The organism is Streptomyces sp. NPDC091387 (assembly GCF_044756945.1).
GTDB lineage: Bacteria > Actinomycetota > Actinomycetes > Streptomycetales > Streptomycetaceae > Streptomyces.
The window spans coordinates 225,576-248,098 of the sequence record NZ_JBIVTZ010000006.1 but is presented as its reverse complement, the minus strand read 5'-3'; the positions used below and the strand labels follow the sequence as shown (position 1 = coordinate 248,098).

The 22,523-nt window shown below is 73.9% G+C and carries 2 protein-coding genes; both read right to left on the bottom strand.

All coding sequences use genetic code 11. From position 1 onward, the window contains the following. Positions 1–47: 47 nt before the first annotated feature. Entirely contained in the window at positions 48–7,619 is a 7,572-nt protein-coding gene (locus tag ACIQM0_RS14865; RefSeq protein WP_401286316.1) for an amino acid adenylation domain-containing protein, read from the bottom strand. Continuing rightward, positions 7,616–22,150, bottom strand: coding sequence for an amino acid adenylation domain-containing protein (locus ACIQM0_RS14860; RefSeq protein WP_401286315.1), 14,535 nt, complete (start codon positions 22,148–22,150; stop codon positions 7,616–7,618). Before ACIQM0_RS14860 ends, ACIQM0_RS14865 begins: the two co-directional genes overlap by 4 nt. Between the last annotated feature and the right edge of the window lie 373 nt (positions 22,151–22,523).

The window sequence follows — 22,523 nt, the reverse complement described above, 5'->3', positions numbered from 1 at the left end:
GGCGTCCAGGGGCAGCGGCTGACCCGGACGCCGCTGCCCACCGGCAGCTACGACCTGGCCGGTACCCCGGGGGCGGGCAGGAATCCCGTTTCGTGGAAGTACGTCAGGTAGCGGATCAGGACCTCGTCGGTCAGGGGCGGCTGGTGGATTCCCGCGGCCGCCGCGGCGCCGGCTGTCCGGTGGGAGTCGAAGCGGCGGAGGTCCGTCGCCTCGCTCCGGGTCCGGCCCTCGTCGCCGAGGAACAGTTGCGCCGCGTTGTCGGGCTGCGCCGCCACCCGGGCCTGCCAGTCCGCCGCGGGAACGGTGCACAGCTCGTGCCCGAGGCCGGCGGCCGCTTCGAAGACGCGGCCCAGGCCGGGCGCGTCCGGGTTGGTGAGGTGATACGTCCCCGTCCCGGTCCGGCCTGACGCGGCGAGGGCCACGACCGCGGCACTGACGTAGTCGACGGGCACCCAGTCGGTCGACCCGTACGGCAGGTCCGGCACCGCTCCCGCCTGGAGACAGCCCTTGATGAGCTGCCACAGCAGATCGCGGTCCTGGCAGGCGCCGGTGGCGGTGTCGCCGCTGATCCGGCCGGGCCGGTGGACGGTCACCGGCAGGCCGCGTTCGCGGGCCAGGCCGACGAGTCCCTCGGCGACCCACTTGCTCTGCGCGTACCCGTCGGGCAGGCCGGGTGCCGGGCCCGTCGGGGTCGACTCCGTGATGGTGACGGGGCCGGGCGCCGGGGCGTAGACACCGGTGGTCGAGATGTAGTGCATCCCGGGTGAGGCGGAGTCCGCGAGCAGGCGCAGCAGTTCCTCGGTGCCGGCCACGTTGGGGGCGCGCAGATCACCGTATGCGGCGGCGAAGTTGACGCGTGCGCCGTTGTGCAGGACCGGGCCGAGGCGGCGGAGCAGAGCGGTCCGGTCCGCGGCTGACAGACCCAGGCCGGGGGCGGCGAGATCGCCCGGGACGGGGCGGATCAGTTCCGCGTACCGGGGACGCCACAGGCCGTAGCGTTCCAGGTTGGCCCGGAGCCGCTGCGCCGCGGTGTGGTCGTCCGCCGCGCGTACGAGGCAGTCGACGGGGCCATCGGTGGTCTCGATGAGGTCGCGCAGGAGGAAGGCGCCGAGGAAGCCGGAAGCGCCGGTCAGCAGCGGCCGGGGAGACGGACGCGGGTGCCTGTGTGCCAGGGCGGGCACGTGGGCCGACGCGGCCCGGCCCGTGATGTCCGCTGCCAGCACGACCTCTGAGGCGAGGTCAGGTGATGCGGTGTTCTCCTGGTCCTCCTCCCCCGCCTCGCTCCCCAGCAGACGGTCGACGCCCTCGACCGTGGGCGCCGCGAACAGGGCGCGCAGGGACGGGCGTACGCCGCATCGTTCTCCGATCCGCCTGGCCAGGGTCACGGCGAGCAGTGAGTGGCCGCCCAGGGTGAAGAAGTCGTCCGTGACGCCCACTCCGGGCACGCCGAGCGTCTCCGCGAACACCTCGCACAGGACGCGCTCACGTGCGGTGCGCGGCGCCCGGCCCCCGGCCGGCCCGGCGCGGTGGGGTGCGGGCAGGGCGCGCCGGTCGGTCTTGCCGTTGGGTGTGACGGGCAGGGCCCCGAGGCTGACGTGGGCGGCGGGGACCATGTGGGCGGGCAGGCTCGCGGCGAGGTGTGCGCGCACCTCGGCCTCGTCGGGGCCCGGCGCACCGTCCGCGGCCACGGTGTACACGACGAGGCGGCGGTCGCCGGGCCGGTCCTCGCGGACGGCGGCGCAGGCCGCGGCGACGCCGGGCAGGGAGGCGAGCACCGCCTCGATCTCGCCGAGTTCGATGCGGAAGCCGCGCAGTTTGACCTGGTCGTCGACCCGGGAGACGTAGACGAGCTCTCCGGCCGCCGTCCAGCGCACCAGATCGCCGGTGCGGTACATGCGGCCCCCGGTGCGGTCGAACGGGTCGGCGAGGAACCGGGACGCGGTGAGCGCGGCCCGGCCGTGGTACCCGCGGGCGACTCCCGCGCCGGAGACGTACAACTCGCCGACCACGCCGGGCGGTACGGGGGCCAGCCGGTCGTCGAGGACGTGGACCCGGGTGCCGTTGACCGGGGTGCCGATGGGCACCGTCCGGTCGGGTGCCGGCGGGCCGTCCGCTTGCTGGTAGCCGCTCATGGTGGCGCAGACGGTGGTCTCCGTCGGCCCGTAGGCGTTGACGAGGAACCGGTCCCGCGCCCAGGCGTGAACGAGGGCGGGCGGGCACGCCTCCCCGGCGAGGACCATCGTGGTGCCGGGCGGCAGCGAGCCGGGGGGCATCACCGCGAGTGCGGCGGGCGGCAGGGTGAGGTGGGTGATGCCCCGTTCGCGGACCAGGGCGGCGAGGGTGGGGCCGGGCAGCAGGGCTTCGCGTGCGTCGATCTCCAGGCAGGCTCCGGAGAGCAGCCCCATGCACAGTTCCCAGAACGCGGCGTCGAAGCTGACGGACGCCATGTGCAGGACCCGGCTGCCGGGGGTGACGCGCAGCCGTTCGCTCTGTGTCCGGGCCATGGCACCGACGCCCAGGTGGGTGACCACGACGCCCTTGGGGCGGCCGGTGGAGCCGGACGTGTAGATGACGTAGGCCGGGTGTGCCGGGTCGAGGGACGGGAACGGGGCGGGGACGGTGCGGGGACCGCCCGTGCGCGGGCTGTCCGCGAGTTCGTCGGCGTACAGGTGCGGTACGGCGGTGTCCGGAAGGGCGCGGTGGATGGCGGGGGTGGTGAGGAGCAGGCGCGGGGCGGCGTCGTCGAGCATGTAGGACAGGCGCCGGGCCGGGTAGTCGGGGTCGATCGGCACGTAGGCAGCCCCGGTCCTGAGGACGGCGAGCAGGGCGACGACGAGGTGGTGGGTGCGGGGCAGGGCGACGGCCACCCGGTCCTCGGGGCCGATGCCGTGGGCGGCGAGGTGGTGGGCGAGTGCGTCCGCGCGGGTGTCGAGTTCGCCGTAGGTGAGGGTGGTGCCGGCGTCGCGGACCGCCGGGGCGTCGGGGGTGCGCCGGACCCACTGCGCGAAGAGCGCGGGAAGCGTCGACTCGGGCAGGTCCTCGACGGGGCCGGTCCCCCAGGCGGCGATTCGGGTGTGCTCGGCGGTGGTGAGCACGTCGTAGGTGTGCAAGGGGCGGTCGGGGTCCGCGCCGACGGCGTCGAGCAGCAGGACGAGCCGGTCGGCGAGGTCGCGGACCGTCGCCGCGTCGAAGAGTTCCGTCGCGTAGTCGACGGCGGCCCGCATGCCGTTGAGGGCTCCGCTGTCGTCGTACGTCTCGGTGAAGGTGAACGAGAGGTCGAACTTGCTGACCCCCGCGTCGACCGGAATGCCGCTCACGGTCAGGCCCGGCAGGTCGACCGGGGCGGCGGGGGCGTGGTTCTGCAGGACGAGCATGGTCTGGAAGAGCGGATGGTGGCTCTGCGAGCGCGCGGGGTTGAGCAGTTCCACCAGTCGCTCGAAGGGGACGTCCTGATGTGCGTACGCGGAGAGGTCGCGCTCCTTCACCCGGTGCAGCAGTTCGAGGAAGGTCGGGTCGCCGGACAGGTCCGTGCGCAGGACGAGGGTGTTCACGAAGAGACCCACGAGGTCGGAGGCGGCCTCGTCGGTCCGTCCGGCGACGGCCGTGCCCAGCGGTATGTCGTCCCCGGCGCCGTGCCGGGACAGGACGGTCGACAGGGCTGCCTGGAGCACCATGAAGACGCTGCATCCGCCGGTACGGGCGAGCTCCGCGATCCGTCGGGAGGTGGCGGGGCCGACGGTGAAGTCGTGGGTGGCACCGGTGTGCCGGGGCACGGCCGGGCGCGACCGGTCCCAGGGCAGCTCGACCATCTCCGGCAGGCCGTCCAGCGCGTCCTTCCAGTAGGCGAGCTGGCGTGACACGACACTGTCCGGGTCGTGCTCGTCGCCGAGCAGGCGGCGCTGCCAGAGCGTGTGGTCGGCGTAGTCGACGGGCAGTGCGGTCGGCGCGGGTTCCCCGGTACCGGCACGAGCCCGGTAGGCGGCGCCGAGGTCGCGGGCCAGGGGCGCGAGGGACGAGCCGTCGGCGGCGATGTGGTGGATGACGAGCACCAGGACGTGGGCGTCGTCGGCGAGGCGCAGCAGGGTGGCCCGGAGCGGAGGACGGTTCTCGATGTCGATCGGCTCCGCCGTGGCGGCTCTGATCCGGTGGTGGAGCTTGTCCTCCTCGACGGTCTCCAGGGTGAACGGGAGGCGGACGTCGTCCGGGGCGGTGATGTGCTGGTGCGGTCCGCCGTCGCCCTCGGGAAAGACGGTGCGCAGGGCGGCGTGCCGGCCGGCGACGTCGTGCAGGGCGCGGCGCAGGGCCTCCGTGTCGAGCGGTCCGTCGATGCGTACGGCGAAGGGGATGTTGTACGTCGGGGAGGGGCCTTCGAGCCGGTGGAGGAACCACAGGCGCTGCTGGGCGTAGGACAGCGGGAGCGTGTGGGGGCGTTCCTGCGGGACCAGGGCGGGGCGGGCGGGCCGGCCCGCCGTCTCCAGGGCGGTGGCGAGTGCGGCGACGGTGGGGTTCTCGAAGAGGGTGCGGATCTCGGTCTCGGTGTCCAGGGCGGCGCGGACACGGCCCACGAGGCGGGTGGCGAGCAGGGAGTGGCCGCCCAGGGCGAAGAAGCTCTCGTCGATGCCGACGCGTGCCACGCCGAGCACGTCGGCGAACAGCCCGGCGAGGATCTCCTCCAGGGCGCTGCGTGGCGGCCGGACATCGGTGGCCGACGGGCCGGTGGGCTCGGGCAGGGCCGCCCGGTCGAGCTTGCCGTTGGGGGTCAGCGGCAGCGCGCAGATCGGCTGGATGACGGAGGGCACCATGTAGGCGGGCAGGTGGTGGCCTACGTGTGCGGCGAGTTGGGCGGGGTCCGGGGCGTACCCGGGGGCGGGGACGACGTAGGCGGTGAGGGTGCGGTCGCCGGGCAGGTCCTCGCGGACCAGGACGCAGACGGCGTCCACGGACGGGTCGGCGCGGAGCACCGTCTCGATCTCGGCGGGTTCGATGCGGTGGCCGCGCAGTTTGATCTGCTGGTCGGTCCGGGCCACGTAGTGCAGGGTGCCGTCGACGCCCCGGCGCACGAGGTCGCCGGTGCGGTACATGCGCGCGCCGGTGCCGTCGAAGGGGTCGGCGACGAAGCGGGTGGCGGTGAGGCCGGGCCGCCCGAGGTAGCCTCGCGCGACACCGGCGCCCGCGACGTACAGCTCGCCCTCGGCGCCAGGTGGTATGGGCCGCATCGCCGCGTCCAGGACGTAGCCGCGCATGCCGTCGAGTGGGCGCCCGATGGGGGCGGCACCGGTGGGGTTGTCGTCGGGGCGGACGTGGTGGGCGGTGGCGAAGGTGGTGGTCTCGGTGGGTCCGTAGACGTGGAGGACGGCGGTGTGGGGGTGGGCGGCGGCGAGGCGTTGCAGGACGCCCGGTGCGGCGGCCTCGCCTCCGGTGGCGACCAGACGCAGCAGGCCGAGGGCGTCGCTGTCCGTTTCCGCGAGGACGTTGAACAGGGCGGTCGTCAGGAACGCCGCGGTCAGGCCGTGCCGGGTGACGAGGTCTCTGAGCACGGCGGGCTGGAGCGTGCCCTCGGGCGCGACGACGACGCGGCCGCCGTTGAGGAGCGGGGCCCAGATCTCGAAGGTCGAGGCGTCGAAGACGTACGCCGAGTGCAGCAGGACGGCGTCGGCCGCGCCGTCGGCCCAGGCCCGGTGCGCCGCGAGGCCGGTCACGTCGGCGTGGGTGACGCCGACGCCCTTGGGCAGGCCGGTGGAGCCGGAGGTGAACATGGTGTACGCGAGCCGGGCTCCGCCGGTGACCGCGGGGAGGGTGCCCGGGGCGGCCGGTCCGCCCCGCCGGACACGGCCTTCGGTGTCGACGGTCAGCACGCCGGTGTCCGGGCCGAGTTGGCTCACCCAGGGGTGGGTGCGGGTGGTCTCGTCGACGATCAGGGTACGGAGGCCGGCCACTTCGGCGACGCGGCTGAGCCTTTCGGCCGGCCAGCGCGGGTCGAGCGGCACGTAGGCGGCGCCCGCGCGCAGGGCGGCCAGGGAGGCGGTGACCGTGGCGGTCGAGCGGCCCACGAGGACGCCGACGCCCTCCTCGGCGCCGACCCCGAGCCCGGCCAGGGCACCGGCCAGCTCGTCGGAGAGGTCGCAGAGCCGGCGGTAGGTCAGCTGCTCGCCCGCACCGGACACGGCCACCGCGTCCGGGTACCGGGCGGCCTGCCCGGCCACGGCGTCCGGGATGCTCATGCCCCTTGCTCCGCCGGTCAGTTCGGCGCCGGCCGCCTGGGAGAACAGGGTCTCGCGCTCACCGTCCAGCAGGACGGGCAGAGTGTCGGCGCGGCGGTCGAGCCCCTGCGCCATCGACGTCAGCACGTGCCGCATTCGGGCGACCGTCCGGGCCACGCCGTCGCGGTCGAGGACGGCGGCCCGGTAGCCGAACGTGATCCGCAGGCAGTCGCCGGGGGCGATGGTCAGGGTGAGCGGGTAATGGGCCGCGTCCGTGCCGCTGAAGCCGGTGACGGCCAGGTCCCGCAGCCCCTGCTGCGCGGTGCGCAGGGACTCGTCGTCCATCGGATAGTTCTCGAACACGGTGAGGGTGTCGAAGAGTTCGTCCAGGCCGGTGGCGGCCCGGATCTCGCTCAGGCCGACGTGCTGGCTGCCGAGGAGGCGGCCCTGTTCCTCCTGGAGCCGGGTCAGGAGCCCGGCCAGGGTCTCGCCGGGCTCCGGGCGGAGCCGTACGGGCACGGTGTTGATGAACAGGCCGACCATGGACTCGATGCCGGGGATCTCCGGCGGGCGGCCGGACACGGTGGCGCCGAACAGGACGTCAGGGCGCCCGGTGAGGTGCCCGAGCACCAGGCCCCAGGCGCCCTGGACGAGGGTGTTCAGGGTGAGCCGGTGGGCGCGGGCCGTCTCGCGCAGCCGGAGTGTCGTGGCCACGTCCAGCTCAAGGACCAGGGTCTCGGGCAGTTCGGCGGCGCTCTGCGCGCCCGCGCCACTGGGCCCGGCGAGCAGGGTGGGCGCCTCGATCCCGGCCAGGGCGGTGGCCCAGGCGTCCAGCGCGGCGGTGCGGTCCTGCTGCGCGAGCCAGCCGAGGTAGGTCCGGTAGGGGGTGACACGCGGCAGGGCGCTGTCGTCACCCTGAGTCGCGTACAGCTCGAAGAGTTCCCGCACGATGAGGGGCATCGACCAGCCGTCGAACAGGATGTGATGACTCGTCATCACGAGCCGGTGGCGCTGCGGCGCGGTGCGCACCAGGGTGAACCGCATCAGCGGCGGGGTGGTCAGGTCGAAGCGGCGGACGCGGTCGGCGGCGAGGAACGCGGTGAGCCGTTCCTCCGTGCCGCCCGTGCCGTCCGTACCGGTCAGGTCCAGTTCCTCCAGTGGTACCGGAACCGCGGCGGCTATGGCCTGTACGGGCTCGTCCAGGTCCTCGTGGAGGAAGCCGGCCCGCAGGTTGGCGTGCCGGCGCAGCAGGGCGGCGATGGCGGCGCGCAGCGCGGGTACGGAGACGGGGCCTTCGAGGTCGAAGACGAACTGGGCGGTGTAGACGTCCACGGCACGGGAGTCGTACAGGGCGTGGAAGTGCATGCCTGCCTGAAGCGGCGTCAGCGGTAGTACGTCCTCCAGCTGGAAACCGGTCACTTGCGTCCACCCCACTTGTTCTGCAGTCGGTCGATCTGGGCCTGGTTGAGCGACACCAGGGGAAGGTCGGACGGCGTGTAGCCGCCCGCGTCGGGTCGTTCGGCATGGTCGGCGATGGCGCGCAGCGCCCGTGTGAACGCGTCGGACAGGGCGCCCACGTCCTCCTCCTTGAGAAGGTCGCTGGGCCAGGTCCAGCGCGCCACGAGGCGCGGGCCGTCCGGCAGGTCCTCGGTGTGCGCGTTGATGTCGAGGACGTGGTGCACGGGCATGTCGGGGTCCTGGCTGCGCGGCCCGCCGCCGTCGAGCAGTACGGCCCAGTCGGCGCCTGGGCCCCCGTCTGCCGCCTCGTGCGAAGCGGCGTATCGCCCCAGGTAGTTGAAGCCGATCTGGGGTTCGGTCGCGGTGGCCAGCCGGGGGCCGGTCGCCGGGTTGAGGTGGCGGAGCATTCCGTGTCCGACGCCGTGGTCGGGGACGGTCCGCAGCTGTTCCTTGACCCGTTTGACAGCGCGTTCGACCAGTGCGGCGTCGAAGCCGCCGGGGCCTCGGGCGTCGACGGGCCCGGGGTCGATCCGGACCGGGTAGAGGCTGGTGAACCAGCCGACCGTCCGGGACACGTCGATGTGGTCTGCGATCTGCTCGCGGCCGTGGCTCTCCAGGTCGAGCAGAACGCCGGTGCCGGCCGGGCGGGACGCGCCGGGGGCCCGTTCCGCGCGCCAGGCGCAGACGGCGAGGGCGAGGCCCGTGAGCAGGATGTCGTCCACGCCGGCGTGGAAGGCGCCGGGAGCGGTGGTGAGCAGGGACTGCGTCCAGGTGGCGGGAAGGTGGGTGACCAGGGTGCGTGTCCCGTCGGCGGTGTCCAGGTGGGGGTCGAGGGGCCGGTATCCCAGCTGCGGGTCCGGGGTACTCAGCACGTCCTGCCACAGGGGCAGTTCGGCTTCCCGCGCGGCAGTGCGCGCCTGGGAGGCGAGCAGGTGCGCCCAGCCTCTGTAGGACGTGGTGACGGCGGGGAGCGCCGTGGCCGTGTCGGGGCGCTGCCCTGCGGCGGCCTCGGTGACCGTCTGCCATGCGCGGGCGAGGTCGGAGGCGAGGATGCGCCAGGAGACGGCGTCGACGGCCAGGTGGTGCACGACGAGCAGCAGGCGCCCGCGCTCGTGCGCTCCGGCGTCGCACCAGACCGCTTCGACGACGTCCCCCTGGGAGGGACGCAGCCGCCTGCGAACCTGTTCGCCCGCCTCGGTGAGGGCGGCCCGCACGGCTTCCGCGTCGAGTCCCGCGATGTCGACGCGGGTGAAGCGGCGGCGGGCGTCCACCGTGCCGGGCGGCAGGGCTTCGAGCACCGGTTCGCCGCCGTCCGGAAGGGTGACCCGCAGGCGGAGCATGTCGTGGTGGTCGAGGAGGAGTTGGAGGGCGGCGACGAGGGTGTCCTCGTCGGCCCCGGCGGGCGTGCTCAGGACCCCGGACTGGTTGTACCCGTCCGTGGCGCCGGGTCGCGCGAGGAGCCAGGCGGCGATGGGCGTCGGCGGCATCTCGCCGGTGCCCTGGTCGGCCGGCGCGGCGGTGTGTTCGTCGAGCGCGGTGGTGACGGCCGCGATGGCCTCGGGGGTGCGGTGGAGGAAGACATCGCGGGGCTGGACCCGGAGGCCGGCCTCGCGTACCCGGCTGACGAGCTGGATCGAGAGGATGCTGTCGCCGCCGAGCGCGAAGAAGTCGTCGTCCGTGCGGACGGCCGGGGTACGCAGGACGGAGGCGAACACGTCGCACAGGACGCGTTCCCGCGCGGTGCGGGGCCGGCCGCCCGGCCGGGTGGCGGCGGGGCGCGCCGGGGCGGGCAGGGACTTGCGGTCGGTCTTGCCGTTCGGCAGGAGCGGCAGCGCGTCGAGGGAGGCGAAGACGGCGGGCACCATGTACGGCGGCAGGGCCGACGTGAGCCGGTTGCGCAGTTCCGCGTCGCCGGGGTGTGCGCCGCCGCCGCGCCTGTCGGGGACGGTGTAGGCGACCAGGCGCCGTTCGCCCGGCCGGTCCTCGCGGACGACCGCGCAGGCGGCGGCGATGCCGTCGAGCGCGGTGAGCGCGGCCTCGATCTCGCCGAGTTCGATGCGGAAGCCGTGCAGCTTGACCTGGTCGTCGGCGCGGGAGACGTAGGTGAGCAGGCCGTCGGTGCCCCGTTTGACGAGGTCGCCCGTGCGGTACATGCGGCTCCCGGCGGGGCCGTACGGATCGGCGACGAACCGTGCGGCGGTCAGGCCGGGGCGCCCCAGGTAGCCGCGTGCGAGCCCCTCGCCTGCGAGGTGGAGTTCGCCGGTGACTCCCGGCGGCACCGGCCGGAGCCCGGCGTCCAGGACGTAGGCGCGGGTGTTGTCGACGGGGCGGCCGAGCGGCACGCCACCCTCCCCCGCCGTGGTGTCCTGCTCCCCGGTCCGGTGGTGGTGGGCGGTGGCGTCGATGGTGGTCTCGGTGGGCCCGTACAGGTTGTGCACCTCGACCCGCCAGGCCTGTCCGGTGCGCTCGGCCAGGGACCTGGGCAGGGGTTCGCCTCCGCACAGGACGGCGCGCAGGGTCGCGGGTGCCTCTTCGGGGCCGGTCTCGGCGAGGACGAGCGCGAGGTGCGAGGGCACGAACTGCGCGACGGTCACCCCGGCGTCCCGCATCCGGGCGAGCAGGCCGGAGGGGTCGTGGTTGACGGCGGGCGGCACGGGGCAGGTGGAGCCGCCGTGCAGCAGCGGCAGCCAGGTCTCCCAGACCGAGGCGTCGAAGCTCGGCGAGGTGCGGGCGAGAATCCGGTCGTCGTCGGTGAGGCCGAGGTGGCGGGCCATCCAGGCCATGTGGTTGGTCAGGGACGCATGGGTGACGACCACGCCTTTGGGGCGGCCGGTGGAGCCCGAGGTGTAGATGACGTACGCGGCGTCGAGCGGGTCCGGCGCGGCGGGGAGCGGCGCCGGGCGCCCCGTGGACCAGGCCGCCCGGTCGTCGAGCGCGAGGCAGGGCACGGAGGGGACGTACCGTGCGGTGCGGGCCGTGCCGTGGGTGAGGAGCAGCGCCGGGCGGGCGTCGTCGAGCATGTAGGTGACGCGCGCCTCGGGGTACTCCAGGTCGAGCGGCAGGTAGGCGGCCCCGGCCTTGGCCACGGCCAGCATCGCCACGGCCTGGTCGGCGGTGCCCTCCAGGGCGAGAGCGACGAGGTCGCCGCGGCCGATGCCCCGGTCGTGCAGGTGGTGCGCCAGGTCGTTGGAGAGTGAGTCCAGTTCGCGGAAGGTGAGCTGGTAAGCGCCGTCTCGCACGGCGATCGCGTCGGGGGTTCTGGCGGCCTGTCGGCGGAACGCCTGGGGCGCTGTGCGCGCCGCCGCGGGCCGGACGGGTCCGTGTGCGGCCCGCGTCAGATCCGCCAGCTCGGCCGCCTCCAGGAGGCCGACGGCATGGACGCGGCGGCCGGGGTCGGCGGCGAGTGAGGCGAGCAGCCGGGTCAGGCGGGCGGCCAGGGCGTGGGCGGTGGTGTGGGCGAAGAGTTCGGTGGAGAACTCCAGGACGCCGTCGAGGCCGGCGGGGCGGCCCTCGCCGTCACGTGTCTCGGTGAAGGTGAAGGTCAGGTCGAACTTGCTGATGCCGGTGGGCACGGGCTGCCCGGTCACCGTGAGACCGGTCAGGTCGACGGTGGTGTCCGCCTGGTTCTGGAGGACGAGCATGGTCTGGAACAGCGGGTGGTGGTTCTGGGCCCGGGCCGGGCTGAGGGCATCCACCAGGCGCTCGAACGGGACGTCCTGGTGGGCGAAGGCGGCCAGGTCGAACTCCCGGACCCGGTCGATCACTTCGGCGAACGTGGGGTCCCCCGTCAGATCGGTGCGCAGAACGAGCGTGTTGACGAAGAAGCCCACCAGATCGTCGAGTGCTTCGTCGGTCCGTCCGGCGACGGCGGTGCCGAGCGGGATGTCCTCACCGGCGCCGTGCCGGGACAGGAGGACCGACACGGCCGCCTGGAGCACCATGAAGAGGCTGCTTCCGCGCGACCGGGCGAGTTCCGCGAGGGCCCGGTGGGTCTCGGCGTCGACGGGGAAGGCGAACGCGTCTCCGCGGTACGCCGTGACGGCGGGGCGCGGCCGGTCGCACGGCAGGTCGAGCAGGTCGGGGGCGCCGGCGAGTGCGTGGCGCCAGAAGTCCAGCTGGCGGACGGCCTGGCTGGAGGGGTCGTCCTCTGCGCCGAGCAGCGCGCGCTGCCACAGCGTGTAGTCGGCGTACTGGACACCGAGTTCCGTCCAGCCCGGCTCCTCACCCTGGGAACGTGCCCGGTAGGCGTCGCCGAGGTCGCGGGCGAGCGGGACGAGGGACCAGCCGTCGCCCGCGATGTGGTGGACGATCAGCACGAGGACATGGGACTCGGCGCCGAGCCGCAGCAGCCGGGCCCGTACGGGCAGTTCGGCGCTCACGTCGAAGGGGTGCGCCACCTCGGCCCTCAGGACCGCGTCGAGCCGGCCGGGGGCGGTGTGGCAGGGGCTCAGGTCGAGGTCGGCGCCACCCGCGTCGCGGATGACCTGGCGCGCCACGCCGTCGGTCTCGGGAAAGACGGTGCGCAGGCTCTCGTGGCGTTCGACGACGTCAATGAGGGCGCTGCCCAGGGCGTCCGCGTCGAGCGGGCCGTCCAGGCGGAGCACCAGCGGCACGTTGTACGTGGCGCTGGGCCCCTCGAACCGGTTGAGGAACCACAGGCGTTGCTGGGCGAAGGACAGGGGCAGCGGATCGGGCCGGCCCGGGGCACGCTCCAGCGGGCTCCTGGCTCCCTCCGCACCGTCCAGCGTGGCCGCGAGCGCGGCGGGCGTGGGGTGCTCGAAGACGGCCTTGACCTGGACCTCCACCCCGAGCGCGGTACGGATGCGCGCGGCGAGGCGGGTGGCGAGCAGGGAGTGGCCCCCCAGCGCGAAGAAGTTGTCGTCGGCGCCCGCCCGGTCGAGGCCGAGCACGTCGGCGAACAGCGCGCAGAGGACCTCCTCGCGCACGGTGCGGGCGGCGCGCCCGGGAAGGGGTGTGTGGTGTGCGGGCTCGGGCAGAGCGGTCCGGTCGACCTTCCCGTTGAGGGTCAGCGGCAGCGCCCCGATCAGGACGAACGCCGAGGGCACCATGTAGGCGGGCAGGGACCGGCCGACGGCGCGGGCGAGGTCGGCGGGCTCGGGACGCGCCCCGTTGGCGGGCACCACGTACGCGACGAGCCGCCGCTCGCCGGGGGTGTCCTCTCGGACGACGGCGAAGGAGTCGGCGACCCCTTCGCAGCAGGCCAGCACGCCCTCGATCTCGCCGAGTTCGATGCGGTGGCCGCGCAGCTTCACCTGGTTGTCGGCGCGGGCGACATAGGCGATCTGCCCGTCGCGGGTCCACCGGACGAGGTCGCCGGTGCGGTACATGCGACCGCCCGACGTGTCGAAGGGGTCGGCCACGAAGCGGGTGGCGGTCAGGCCGGGAAGGCCGGTGTACCCGCGTGCCACACCACGCCCGGCGAGGTACAGCTCTCCCGTGACGCCCGGTGGGACCGGGCCCAGCGAGCCGTCGAGGACGTACAGCCGCATGCCGTCCAGGGCGCGCCCGATGGGCGGCGGACCCGACGGCAGGTCGGCCACTACGTCGTAGCGGGTGGCGAAGGTCGTCGTCTCTGTGGGGCCGTACACGTGGAGGACGCGCACGCCGGGCACGGTGGCGGCGACCCGCTGCATCGCGTCCGGTGAGGCCAGTTCTCCTCCGGCACAGACGAGCCGGAGGCCGGCGAGTGCTCCCGGATCGGTGTCGGCGATGACGTTGAACAGGGCCGTCGTCAGGAAGACGGCGGTCACTCCGTGTTCGTGGACGGCATCACCGAGGACACGCGCCTCAAGCACTCCGTCCGGTGCGACGACGACCTTGCCGCCGTGCAGGAGCGGGGCCCAGATCTCGAACGTCGAGGCGTCGAAGACGAACGCCGAGTGCATCAGGACCGCGTCGGCGGCGCCGCCCTGCCAGGCGGAGTCGGCCGTCAGCGCCACCACGTCGGCGTGCGTGACGCCGACTCCCTTGGGCAGTCCGGTCGAGCCGGAGGTGAACATCACGTAGGCGAGGGCTCCGGGGCCCGCCACGGGGGCGGGGTCCCCCGGCCGCTCGGGCGCGCCGCGGACGATCCGGCCGAGCCGGTCCACGACCACGACCGGGATCCGGCGGGCCGTCTCGCTCACCCAGGGCGAGCCGAGGGCGGCCTCGTCGACGACGAGGACCCGCACGGCCGCCACCGCGGCCGCCTGTTCGAGCCGCTCCCCCGGCCAGCGGGCGTCCAGCGGTACGTACGTACCGGCCGCTCGGACCGCGCCCAGGGACACGGCCACGACCGCCGGCGAGCGGGTGAGCAGCACGCCGATCCCGGACTCGGGGCTGATGCCCAGGCCCGCCAGGGCTCGGGCGAGGTCGGCGGAGATCCGGTCGAGTCCGGCGTAGGTGAGGGCGGTGTCGTCGTCCCCGACGGCGATGGCGTCCGGTGTGCGGCGCGCCTGGGCCGCGAAAAGCGCGGGCAGGGTGGCGTTCTCGGCGGGTGCGGGCAGATTGCCGCCGGTGCCCCAGTGGGTGACGCGGGTGTGCTCGTCCGGCGTCATCAGGTCGTAGGCCGCCAGTGGCCGGGCGGGGTCGTCGGCCACCTGCTCCAGGAGCCGGACCAGGCGGTCCGCGAGCGCTTCGACGGTGGACCGGTCGAAGAGCGCGGTGGCGTACTCGATCCCCGCGGTGAGCCCGCCCTCGCCCGGCTCCTCGCCGAACGCGAAGGTGAGGTCGAACTTGCTCAGGCCGTTGTGCAGGAGCCGGCTCTCCACGGTGAGGCCCGGCAGTTCGGGGCGGGCGGTCTCCTGGTTCTGCAGGACCAGCATGGTCTGGAACAGCGGATGGTGGTTGCGCGCCCTGACCGGGTTGACGCTCTCGACGAGACGCTCGAAGGGCACGTCCTGGTGCGCGTAAGCGGCGAGGTCGAACTCCCTTACGCGCAGGATGAGTTCACGGAAGGTCGGATGACCGGACAGGTCCGTGCGCAGGACCAGCGTGTTGGCGAAGAAGCCGACGAGATCCTCCAGTGCCTCGTCCGTGCGGCCGGCGACGGGCGAGCCGAGTGGGATGTCGTCACCCGCGCCGTGCCGGTGCAGCAGGGTGGCCACCGCCGCCTGGAGCACCATGAACAGACTGCTGCCCGACTCCCTCGACAGCCGCATGAGCCGGGCGTGCAGAGCGGGCGGCACGTCGAAGGTGTGGACGGCTCCCGCCGGGTCGATGGTGACCGGGCGCGGCCGGTCCAGTGGGAGGTCGATCAGTTCGGGCAGGCCCGCGAGGGCGTTGTGCCAGTGGTCGAGCTGCTGTCGCAGGACGCTCCGCGGTGCGATGCCGTCGCCCAGCGCGGCGTGCTGCCAGAGGGTGTAGTCGGCGTACTGGAGCGGGGTGCCGGCCACCGGCCCGGCCTCCCGGCCGGTGAGGTGGGCCTCGTAGGCCTCGCCGAGGTGCCGGGCGAGCGGGGCGAGGGACCAGCCGTCACCCGCGATGTGGTGCAGGACGAGGACCAGGACGTGGTGGCCGGGTGCGGAGCGCAGGAGCAGGGCGCGCAGGGGCGGGTCCGTGCTGACGTCGAACGGCTCGCGCACGGCGGCGAGCACGACCGCCTCCAGGTCCGCGGGTGCCGTGCTCACGACCGGCAGCCGGGGCGTGACGTCGGCGGCGGGAAGAACCAACTGATGCGGCACACCGTCCCGTTCGGGGAACAGGGTGCGCAGCGCCTCGTGCCGCTCCACCACGTCGCGCAGAGCGGCCCGCAGGGCGTCCGTGTCCAGGGCGCCGCCGAGTTCGAGCACGAGCGGGATGTTGTAGGCGGAGCTGGGGCCCTCGAGCCGGTTGAGGAACCACAGGCGCTGCTGCGCGAAGGAGAGCGGCAGCGGATCGGGCCGCCGTGCCGCGGGCACCACCGGCGGGTGGGGCCGGTCCCGCAGGTCCAGGACGCGGGCCAGTCCCGCGACCGTCGGATGGTCGAAGAGGGTGCGTACGGCGATCTCGGCACCCAGGACGGCGCGGACGCGGCTGACGACGCGCATGGCGAGGAGCGAGTGCCCGCCGAGGTCGAAGAAGCTGTCGTGCGCACTCACCAGGGGCCGTTGCAGAACGTCGGCGAAGATACCGGCGAGCACGCCCTCCTGGAGGCTGTGCCGGCCCGCACCGTCGGTGGCGGCGGTGCCCGGCGCGGGCTCCGGCAGGGCGCGCCGGTCCACCTTGCCGTTGGGCAGGAGCGGAAGCTCGTCGAGCACGACGACGGCGCCGGGCACCATGTACTGTGGCAGGCTCTCGGCCAGGGCGTCGCGCAGGGTGACGGGGCGCAGGCCGGGGTCACCGGTGACGGCGTAGCCGACGAGGCGGCGGTCGCCGGGGGTGTCCTCACGGATCACGGCGCAGGCGGCCGTGACGCCGGGGCGCGCCAGCAGCGCGGCCTCGACCTCCCCCAACTCGATGCGGAAGCCGCGGAGTTTGACCTGATCGTCGGCGCGGGCCACGTAGTCCAGCAGACCGTGACGGTTCCACCGCACGAGGTCGCCCGTCCGGTACATGCGCCCGCCCTCGCCGTCGAACGGGTCGGCGACGAACCGGGCGGCGGTCAGGCCGGGGCGGTCCAGGTAGCCGCGGGCGAGATTGGGACCCGACAGGTACAGCTCGCCGGTGACGCCGGGCGGTACGGGCCGCAGCCGGCCGTCGAGAACGTAGGCGCGCATGGCGTCGACGGGGCGGCCGATCGGCACGGTCTCGTACGGCGTCGCGGTGTTCGCGCGTCCGCCGCGCTGCGGGACGTCGACCCGGTGGGCGGTCGCGTCGATGGTTGCCTCGGTGGGCCCGTAGAGGTTGTGCACCTCGGCCCGCCACAGCCCGGCCACCTCGTCGGCGAGCGTGCGGGGCAGCGGTTCGCCGCCGCACAGGACGGCGCGCAGGCCGGGCAGCGGCGCCGCGTGCGCCGCCTCGGTGAGAACGAGGGCCAGGTGGGAGGGAACGAACTGGGCGACGGTGACGCCGAATCGCCTCATCCAGGAGACCAGGGCGCGGGGGTCCGTATTGGCGCCGTCCGGCAGCACACAGACTTCGGCGCCGTTCATCAGCGGGAGCCAGAGCTCCCACACGGAGGCGTCGAAACTGAAGGAGGTACGGGCGAGGACCCGGTCGTCCGGAGTGATCGTCAGGTGCCGCGCCATCCAGGCCATGTGGTTGGCCAGGGCCGCGTGCGACACGACCACGCCCTTGGGGCGGCCGGTGGATCCGGAGGTATGGATGACGTAGGCGGGGTCGGCCGGATAGGGGGCGCCCAGCAGGCTTTCGGCGCGGTCCGTGGCCCGGCCGGCCGGTTCGTCCAGGGCCAGCCACGGGACGTCGCAGTCGGACAGGTCCGCGTGGACGTCCGCGGTGGTGAGCAGCAGGACGGGGCGGGCGTCGTCCAGCATGTGGCGGATGCGGGCGGCCGGGTAGTGCGGATCGATCGGCAGGTAGGCGGCGCCGGCCCGCAGCACGGCCAGCATGGCGACGACGGTGTCCACGGACGGCGGCGCCGCGATGGCCACCCTGGTCTCACGGACCGCGCCACGCCCCCTGAGGGCCTGGGCGAGGGCGTCGGTCCTGGCATCAAGTTCGGCGTAGGTGAGGCTCGTGTGCGCGTCGCGCAGGGCGACCGCGTGGGGGGTGCGCCCGGCCCGGTCCCGGACAGCTTCGGAAACGGTGCGGGAGGCCACGGGCCGCCCCACGCCGCGTCCCTGGGCCAGGAGACGGTCCCGCTCCTCCGGGGCAAGGGGGTCCAGGTCGCTGACGGCCCGGCCGGGGTCGCTGACGGCCAGGGTCAGAACGCGGGCGAAACGGGTGCACAGGGCGCGGGCGGTGGCGGCGTCGAAGAGGTCGGTCGCGTACTCCAGGTATCCGCCGATGCCTCCGGCACCGGGCAGGGTGTCCGCGGCGGCGCGCTGCGGCGAGTCGGCCGGTTCAGCGGCTCCGATGGGTCCGGTGAGCTCGGCGGCTCTGCTGTCCTCAGCGGATCCCCGTTCTTCGCCGGCTCCGCTGACTTCGGTGACTTCGGTGAGCGAGAACGTCAGGTCGAACTTGCTGCCCCCGCGGTGCCGGGACCGGTCGCGGACGGTGACGCCGGGCAGATCGAGGTCCGCCCGCTCCTGGTTCTGAAGGACCAGCATGGTCTGGAAAAGGGGGTGGTGGTCGCCGGACCGCTCGGGGTTGAGGGCCTCCACGATCCGTTCGAAGGGAATGTCGCCGTGGCTGAGGGCAGCGATGTCGAACGCCTTGACCCTGTCGAGCAGTTCGCGGAACGTCGGGTCGCCGGACAGGTCCGCACGCAGGAGGACGGTGTTGACGAAGAACCCGACCAGATCGTCGAGGGCTTCGTCGGTGCGCCCGGCCACCGCGGTGCCCAGCGGGATGTCGGAGCCGGCGCCGTGGGCCTGCAACGTCACCGCGAGGGCTGCCTGGAGCACCATGAAGGGTGTGCAGCCGGCGGCACGGGCGAGCCGGATCACGGCGGCGTGCGCGGGGGCGGGAAGCTCGAAGGGGACGGCGCCGCCCCGGTGGCTGGGCACGGCCGGGCGGGGCCGGTCGAGGGGCAGATCCAGCAGGTCGGGGGCGCCTTGCAGCGCCTCCTTCCAGAAGGCGAGCTGACGAGCCGCCAGGCTGTCCGGGTCGCTGTCGTCGCCGAGCAGCCGGCGCTGCCACAGGGCGTAGTCGGCGTACTGCACGCGCAGCGGTGCCCAGCCGGGCGTGCCCGTGCCCTCGGTCCTGGCCCGGTAGGCGACGCCGAGGTCGCGGCTGAGCGGGGCGAGGGACCAGCCGTCGGCGACGACATGGTGCAGGACGAGAACCAGGATGTGGCGGGTGGGGTCCAGGCGGAGGAGGCGGGCGCGGACGGCGGTGTCGCCCGCGAGGTCGAAGGGTGTGGTGGTCAGGTGGCGCACGGTGCTCTCGGCCCAGGCGTCGGCGTTCCCCCCGGCCGGGGGGCGCTCGACGAGGAGGGGGACGAGCGATTGCGCGGCGTCCGCGTCGAGGACCTCCTGACGGGCGACGCCGTCGTGTTCTGCGAAGACCGTGCGCAGGCTCTCGTGCCGGGCGACCACGTCGGCGAGGGCGCCGCGCAGGGCGTCCGTGTCCAGAGGGCCGTCGAGTTCGAGGACGAGCGGAACGTTGTAGGCGTCACCCGGCCCCTCCACCCGGTTGAGGAACCAGAGGCGCTGCTGCGCGAAGGACAGCGGTACGGCGTCGGGGCGCGGCTGCGGGGAGAGGACGGGCCGGACCGCCCCGGTGGTGTCCAGGGCGGCGGCCAGGGAGGCGACCGTGGGATGGTCGAACAGGGTACCCAGGCCGAGTTCGGCGCCCAGGGCCGTCCGCACCCGGCCGGTGAGGCGGGTGGCGAGCAGTGAGTGGCCGCCCAGGGAGAAGAAGTTGTCGTCGATGCCGACCCCGGGTACGCCGAGGACATCGGCGAACAGCCCGGCCAGGACCTCCTCGTAGGCGGTCCTGGGGGCGCGGCCCCCGGCGGTGACGGCGCGGGGGGCGGGCAGGGCGCGGCGGTCGACCTTGCCGTTGGGGTTCAGGGGCAGCGCGTCCAGTGGCACGAACGCGGAGGGCACCATGTACGCGGGCAGTGCGCGTCCGACCCGGCGGGCCAGGGCGGAGTCGTCCAGCCGGGCGCCGGGGGCCGGCACCACGTAGGCGACGAGCCGCCGGTCGCCGGGTGTGTCCTCACGGACCACGACGCAGGCGCCGCGCACGTCCGGGTCGGTCAGCAGGACGTTCTCGGTCTCGGCCGGTTCGATGCGGAAGCCGCGGAGTTTGATCTGGCCGTCCGCCCGCCCGACGTACTCGATGTCGCCGTGGGCGGTCCAGCGCACGAGGTCGCCGGTGCGGTACATCCGGAGACCGGACGCGTCGTACGGGTCGGCGACGAACCGGGTGGCGGTGAGCGCGGTACTGCCCTGGTAGCCGCGGGCGACGCCGTGGCCGCTCACGTACAGCTCCCCCACGACGCCGGGCGGCACCAGGCCGAGGGAGTCGTCGAGGACGTAGAGGCTCGTTCCGTCGAGGGGCCGGCCGATGGGCGGCACGCCCCCGGCGCCGGGGGCGACCGGGTGGCGCGCGGCGAAGGTCGTGGTCTCCGTGGGGCCGTAGACGTGCAGGACGCGTGTGCCGGGCGTCGCGGCGGCGACCCGCTGCATGAGGTCCGGGGTGGCTGCCTCGCCGCCCGTGGCGACCAGGCGGAGCCCGGTGAACGCGGCAGGGTCCGCCTCGGCGATCACGTTGAACAGGGCCGTCGTCAGGAACAGCGCGGTGACGCCGTGCCGGTCCACCAGGTCGTGGAGGACCCGCGCCTCCAGGACGCCGCCGGGTGCGACGACCACGCGGCCGCCGTTCAGGAGCGGCGCCCAGATCTCGAAGGTGGACGCGTCGAACACATAGGCCGAGTGCATCAGCACGGCGTCGGACACGCCGTCCGTCCAGGTGCGGTCGGCGGCCAGCGCGAGGACGTCGGTGTGGGTGACGCCGACGCCCTTGGGCAGTCCGGTCGAGCCGGAGGTGAACATCACGTACGCGAGCCGGTCGCCGCGGATCCCGCGCGGCAGGGGGCCCTGTCGCGGAGGGGCGCCGCGTAACACGTCGCCGTGCGCGCCGAGGACGATCAACGGCAGGCCGGCGGCCGCCTCCCGCACCCACGGCTGACCGGCGGCCGCCTCGTCGACCACCAGGGCGCGGACACGGGCCGCTTCCACGACGCGGTCGAGCCGTTCGGCCGGCCAGGCGGGGTCCATCGGTACGTACGCCGCTCCCGCGCCGACCGCGCCGAGTGTGGCGGTCAGTACGGCCGCCGATCGGCCGACGAGGACGCCGACGCCGTCTTCTGCACCGACCCCCCAGCCGGCCAGGGCGCCCGCGAGCTCGTCCGCCGCCCGCGCCAGCTCCCGGTAGGTGAGCGTGACGGCTCCGTCCACCACCGCCGGGGCCCGCGGTGTCCGGCGCACCTGCGCGCCGAACGCCTCCGGCAGGCTCGATGCCACGGCTTCGGCGGGCAGGGCGTCGCCGCACCCCTGTGCGTGCAGGTCGGCGGCGGTGTTCGCGTCGAGGAACGGCAGATCGCGCAGGGGCGTTTCGGGGTCCGCGTCGGCCAGGGCGGACAGGAAGGAGACAACGGCCTGCTGGTGAAGTCGCGCGTCCTCGGGGCGGTAGAGCTCCGGGTTCGCGTCGAAGCCGATCAACGGCCCTTTGCCCTCGGCCCGTTCGGAGACGAAGAGGGACACGTCGTCGACGGGCCCGATGGACAGCACGCGGGAGACGCCGGGGCTGCCCGCGAAGTCGAGGTCGTAGTCGTAGCCCATGAAGTTGACGACGACACCGGTGAGGCGGGCCGCGTCGTCGGCCATGTTCATTTCACGCGCGAGTTGTTCGCGGGAGAACCGGCGGTGGCGCAGGGCGCCGCGCATCTCGGCGGCGGCGGCACGTACGAGGGCTCCGACCGTCATGTCGGGGGTGACGGTCAGGCGCAGCGGCAGGATGTTGGCGGTCATGCCGACGATGTGCCGAAGTCCGCCGTGCCGGCCGTTGGAGGCGAGGCCCACGGTGACGTCCCGTGATCCGGTGACCCGGCCGACGTAGGCGGCGACCGCGCTCACGAGGACGGCGCTCCAGCCGGTGCGGTGGGCGGAGGCGAGCGCGCGGAGGCTGTCGAGGACGGCGCCGGGCAGTGTCTCTCCGGTGTGCAGGCCGATGCCCGGCCCGTCGAGGGCGGCCGGTGCCGGAGCGTCGGTGCGCCGGCGGATGAGCGCCCTGCCGCTGTGCGCGTCCGCTTCGTCGGCACCGGGCGTGCCGGTGGCGCGGTCGGTGACCAGGTCCGCGAACCGGCCGATCCAGTAGGCGCGGTCGGCCTCGTAGCGGTCGGATCCGCGGTAGGCCTCCTCGTCGGCGACGAGATCGCGCAGCGGTGCGGCGGGCAGTTCGACTGTGGCGAGGTCCTCGCCCCGCACGGCGCGTCCGTAGAGGTCGGCGACAGTGCGGGCGAAGACGGCGCCGCCGAGACCGTCGACGGCTATGTGGTGAAAGCGGACGTACCAGTAGTGCAGCCGGTCGCCGAGACGGAGCAACGCGAAGTGGTGGTGCGGGGCGTCGAGCCTGTCGACGGCTGCCATGTCCTCGGCCAGGTAGCGTTCGGCCACGCCGGCGGGATCGTCGGCGTCGGTCAGGTCGACCAGGCGGAGCCGGCCGGTCTCGGCCGGGGGGCGCCGGACCACATGCTGGCGGACCGTGTCGTCCGTGCTGACGAACTCGACGTTGAGGCTGTCGCACAGCGCGACCGCTCGGTCGAGCGCTGCGGCGAAAACGGCCTCGTCGAGGTCGCCCCGAATCTCGAAGCATTCCCCGATGTTGTATTTAGGGCTCTTCGGATCGACCAGTTGCCCGTACCAGACACCTAGTTGGGCCGCGGTCATCCCGAAGTCCGCCTCGAGAACCGGGACTACGGGGACTGATTCTTTTTCGCGCATGCGGAACCACACCTTTGGGGAGAGTTTTCGTGGGGACGAAGAAGGCGCGACGGAAACCGGCCCGCGCCGATGCGGCGTCCAGAGCCGACGGCGGCCGGAGCTAGCGAAGAGGGAAATCGCGCAGCTGTGACAGCAGGCACTCAAGGGGCGCTACGGGGCAGGACAACCCGCAAGGCAGCCCGGTGCCTTCACGTATTCAAGGACGAGCCACGAGGCAGTCCACCGATGATTCATGAAAACTACGTGAAGGCGACATGAACGCTTACAGGCGAGGCATGACTGAATATCACTCCCGTCTGATCGATTCTGCTCGGTTTGGGAGCGACTTCGATCAGACGGGAGTGCCAGAACCTGCCCGCCCCGGTGGGGGCCT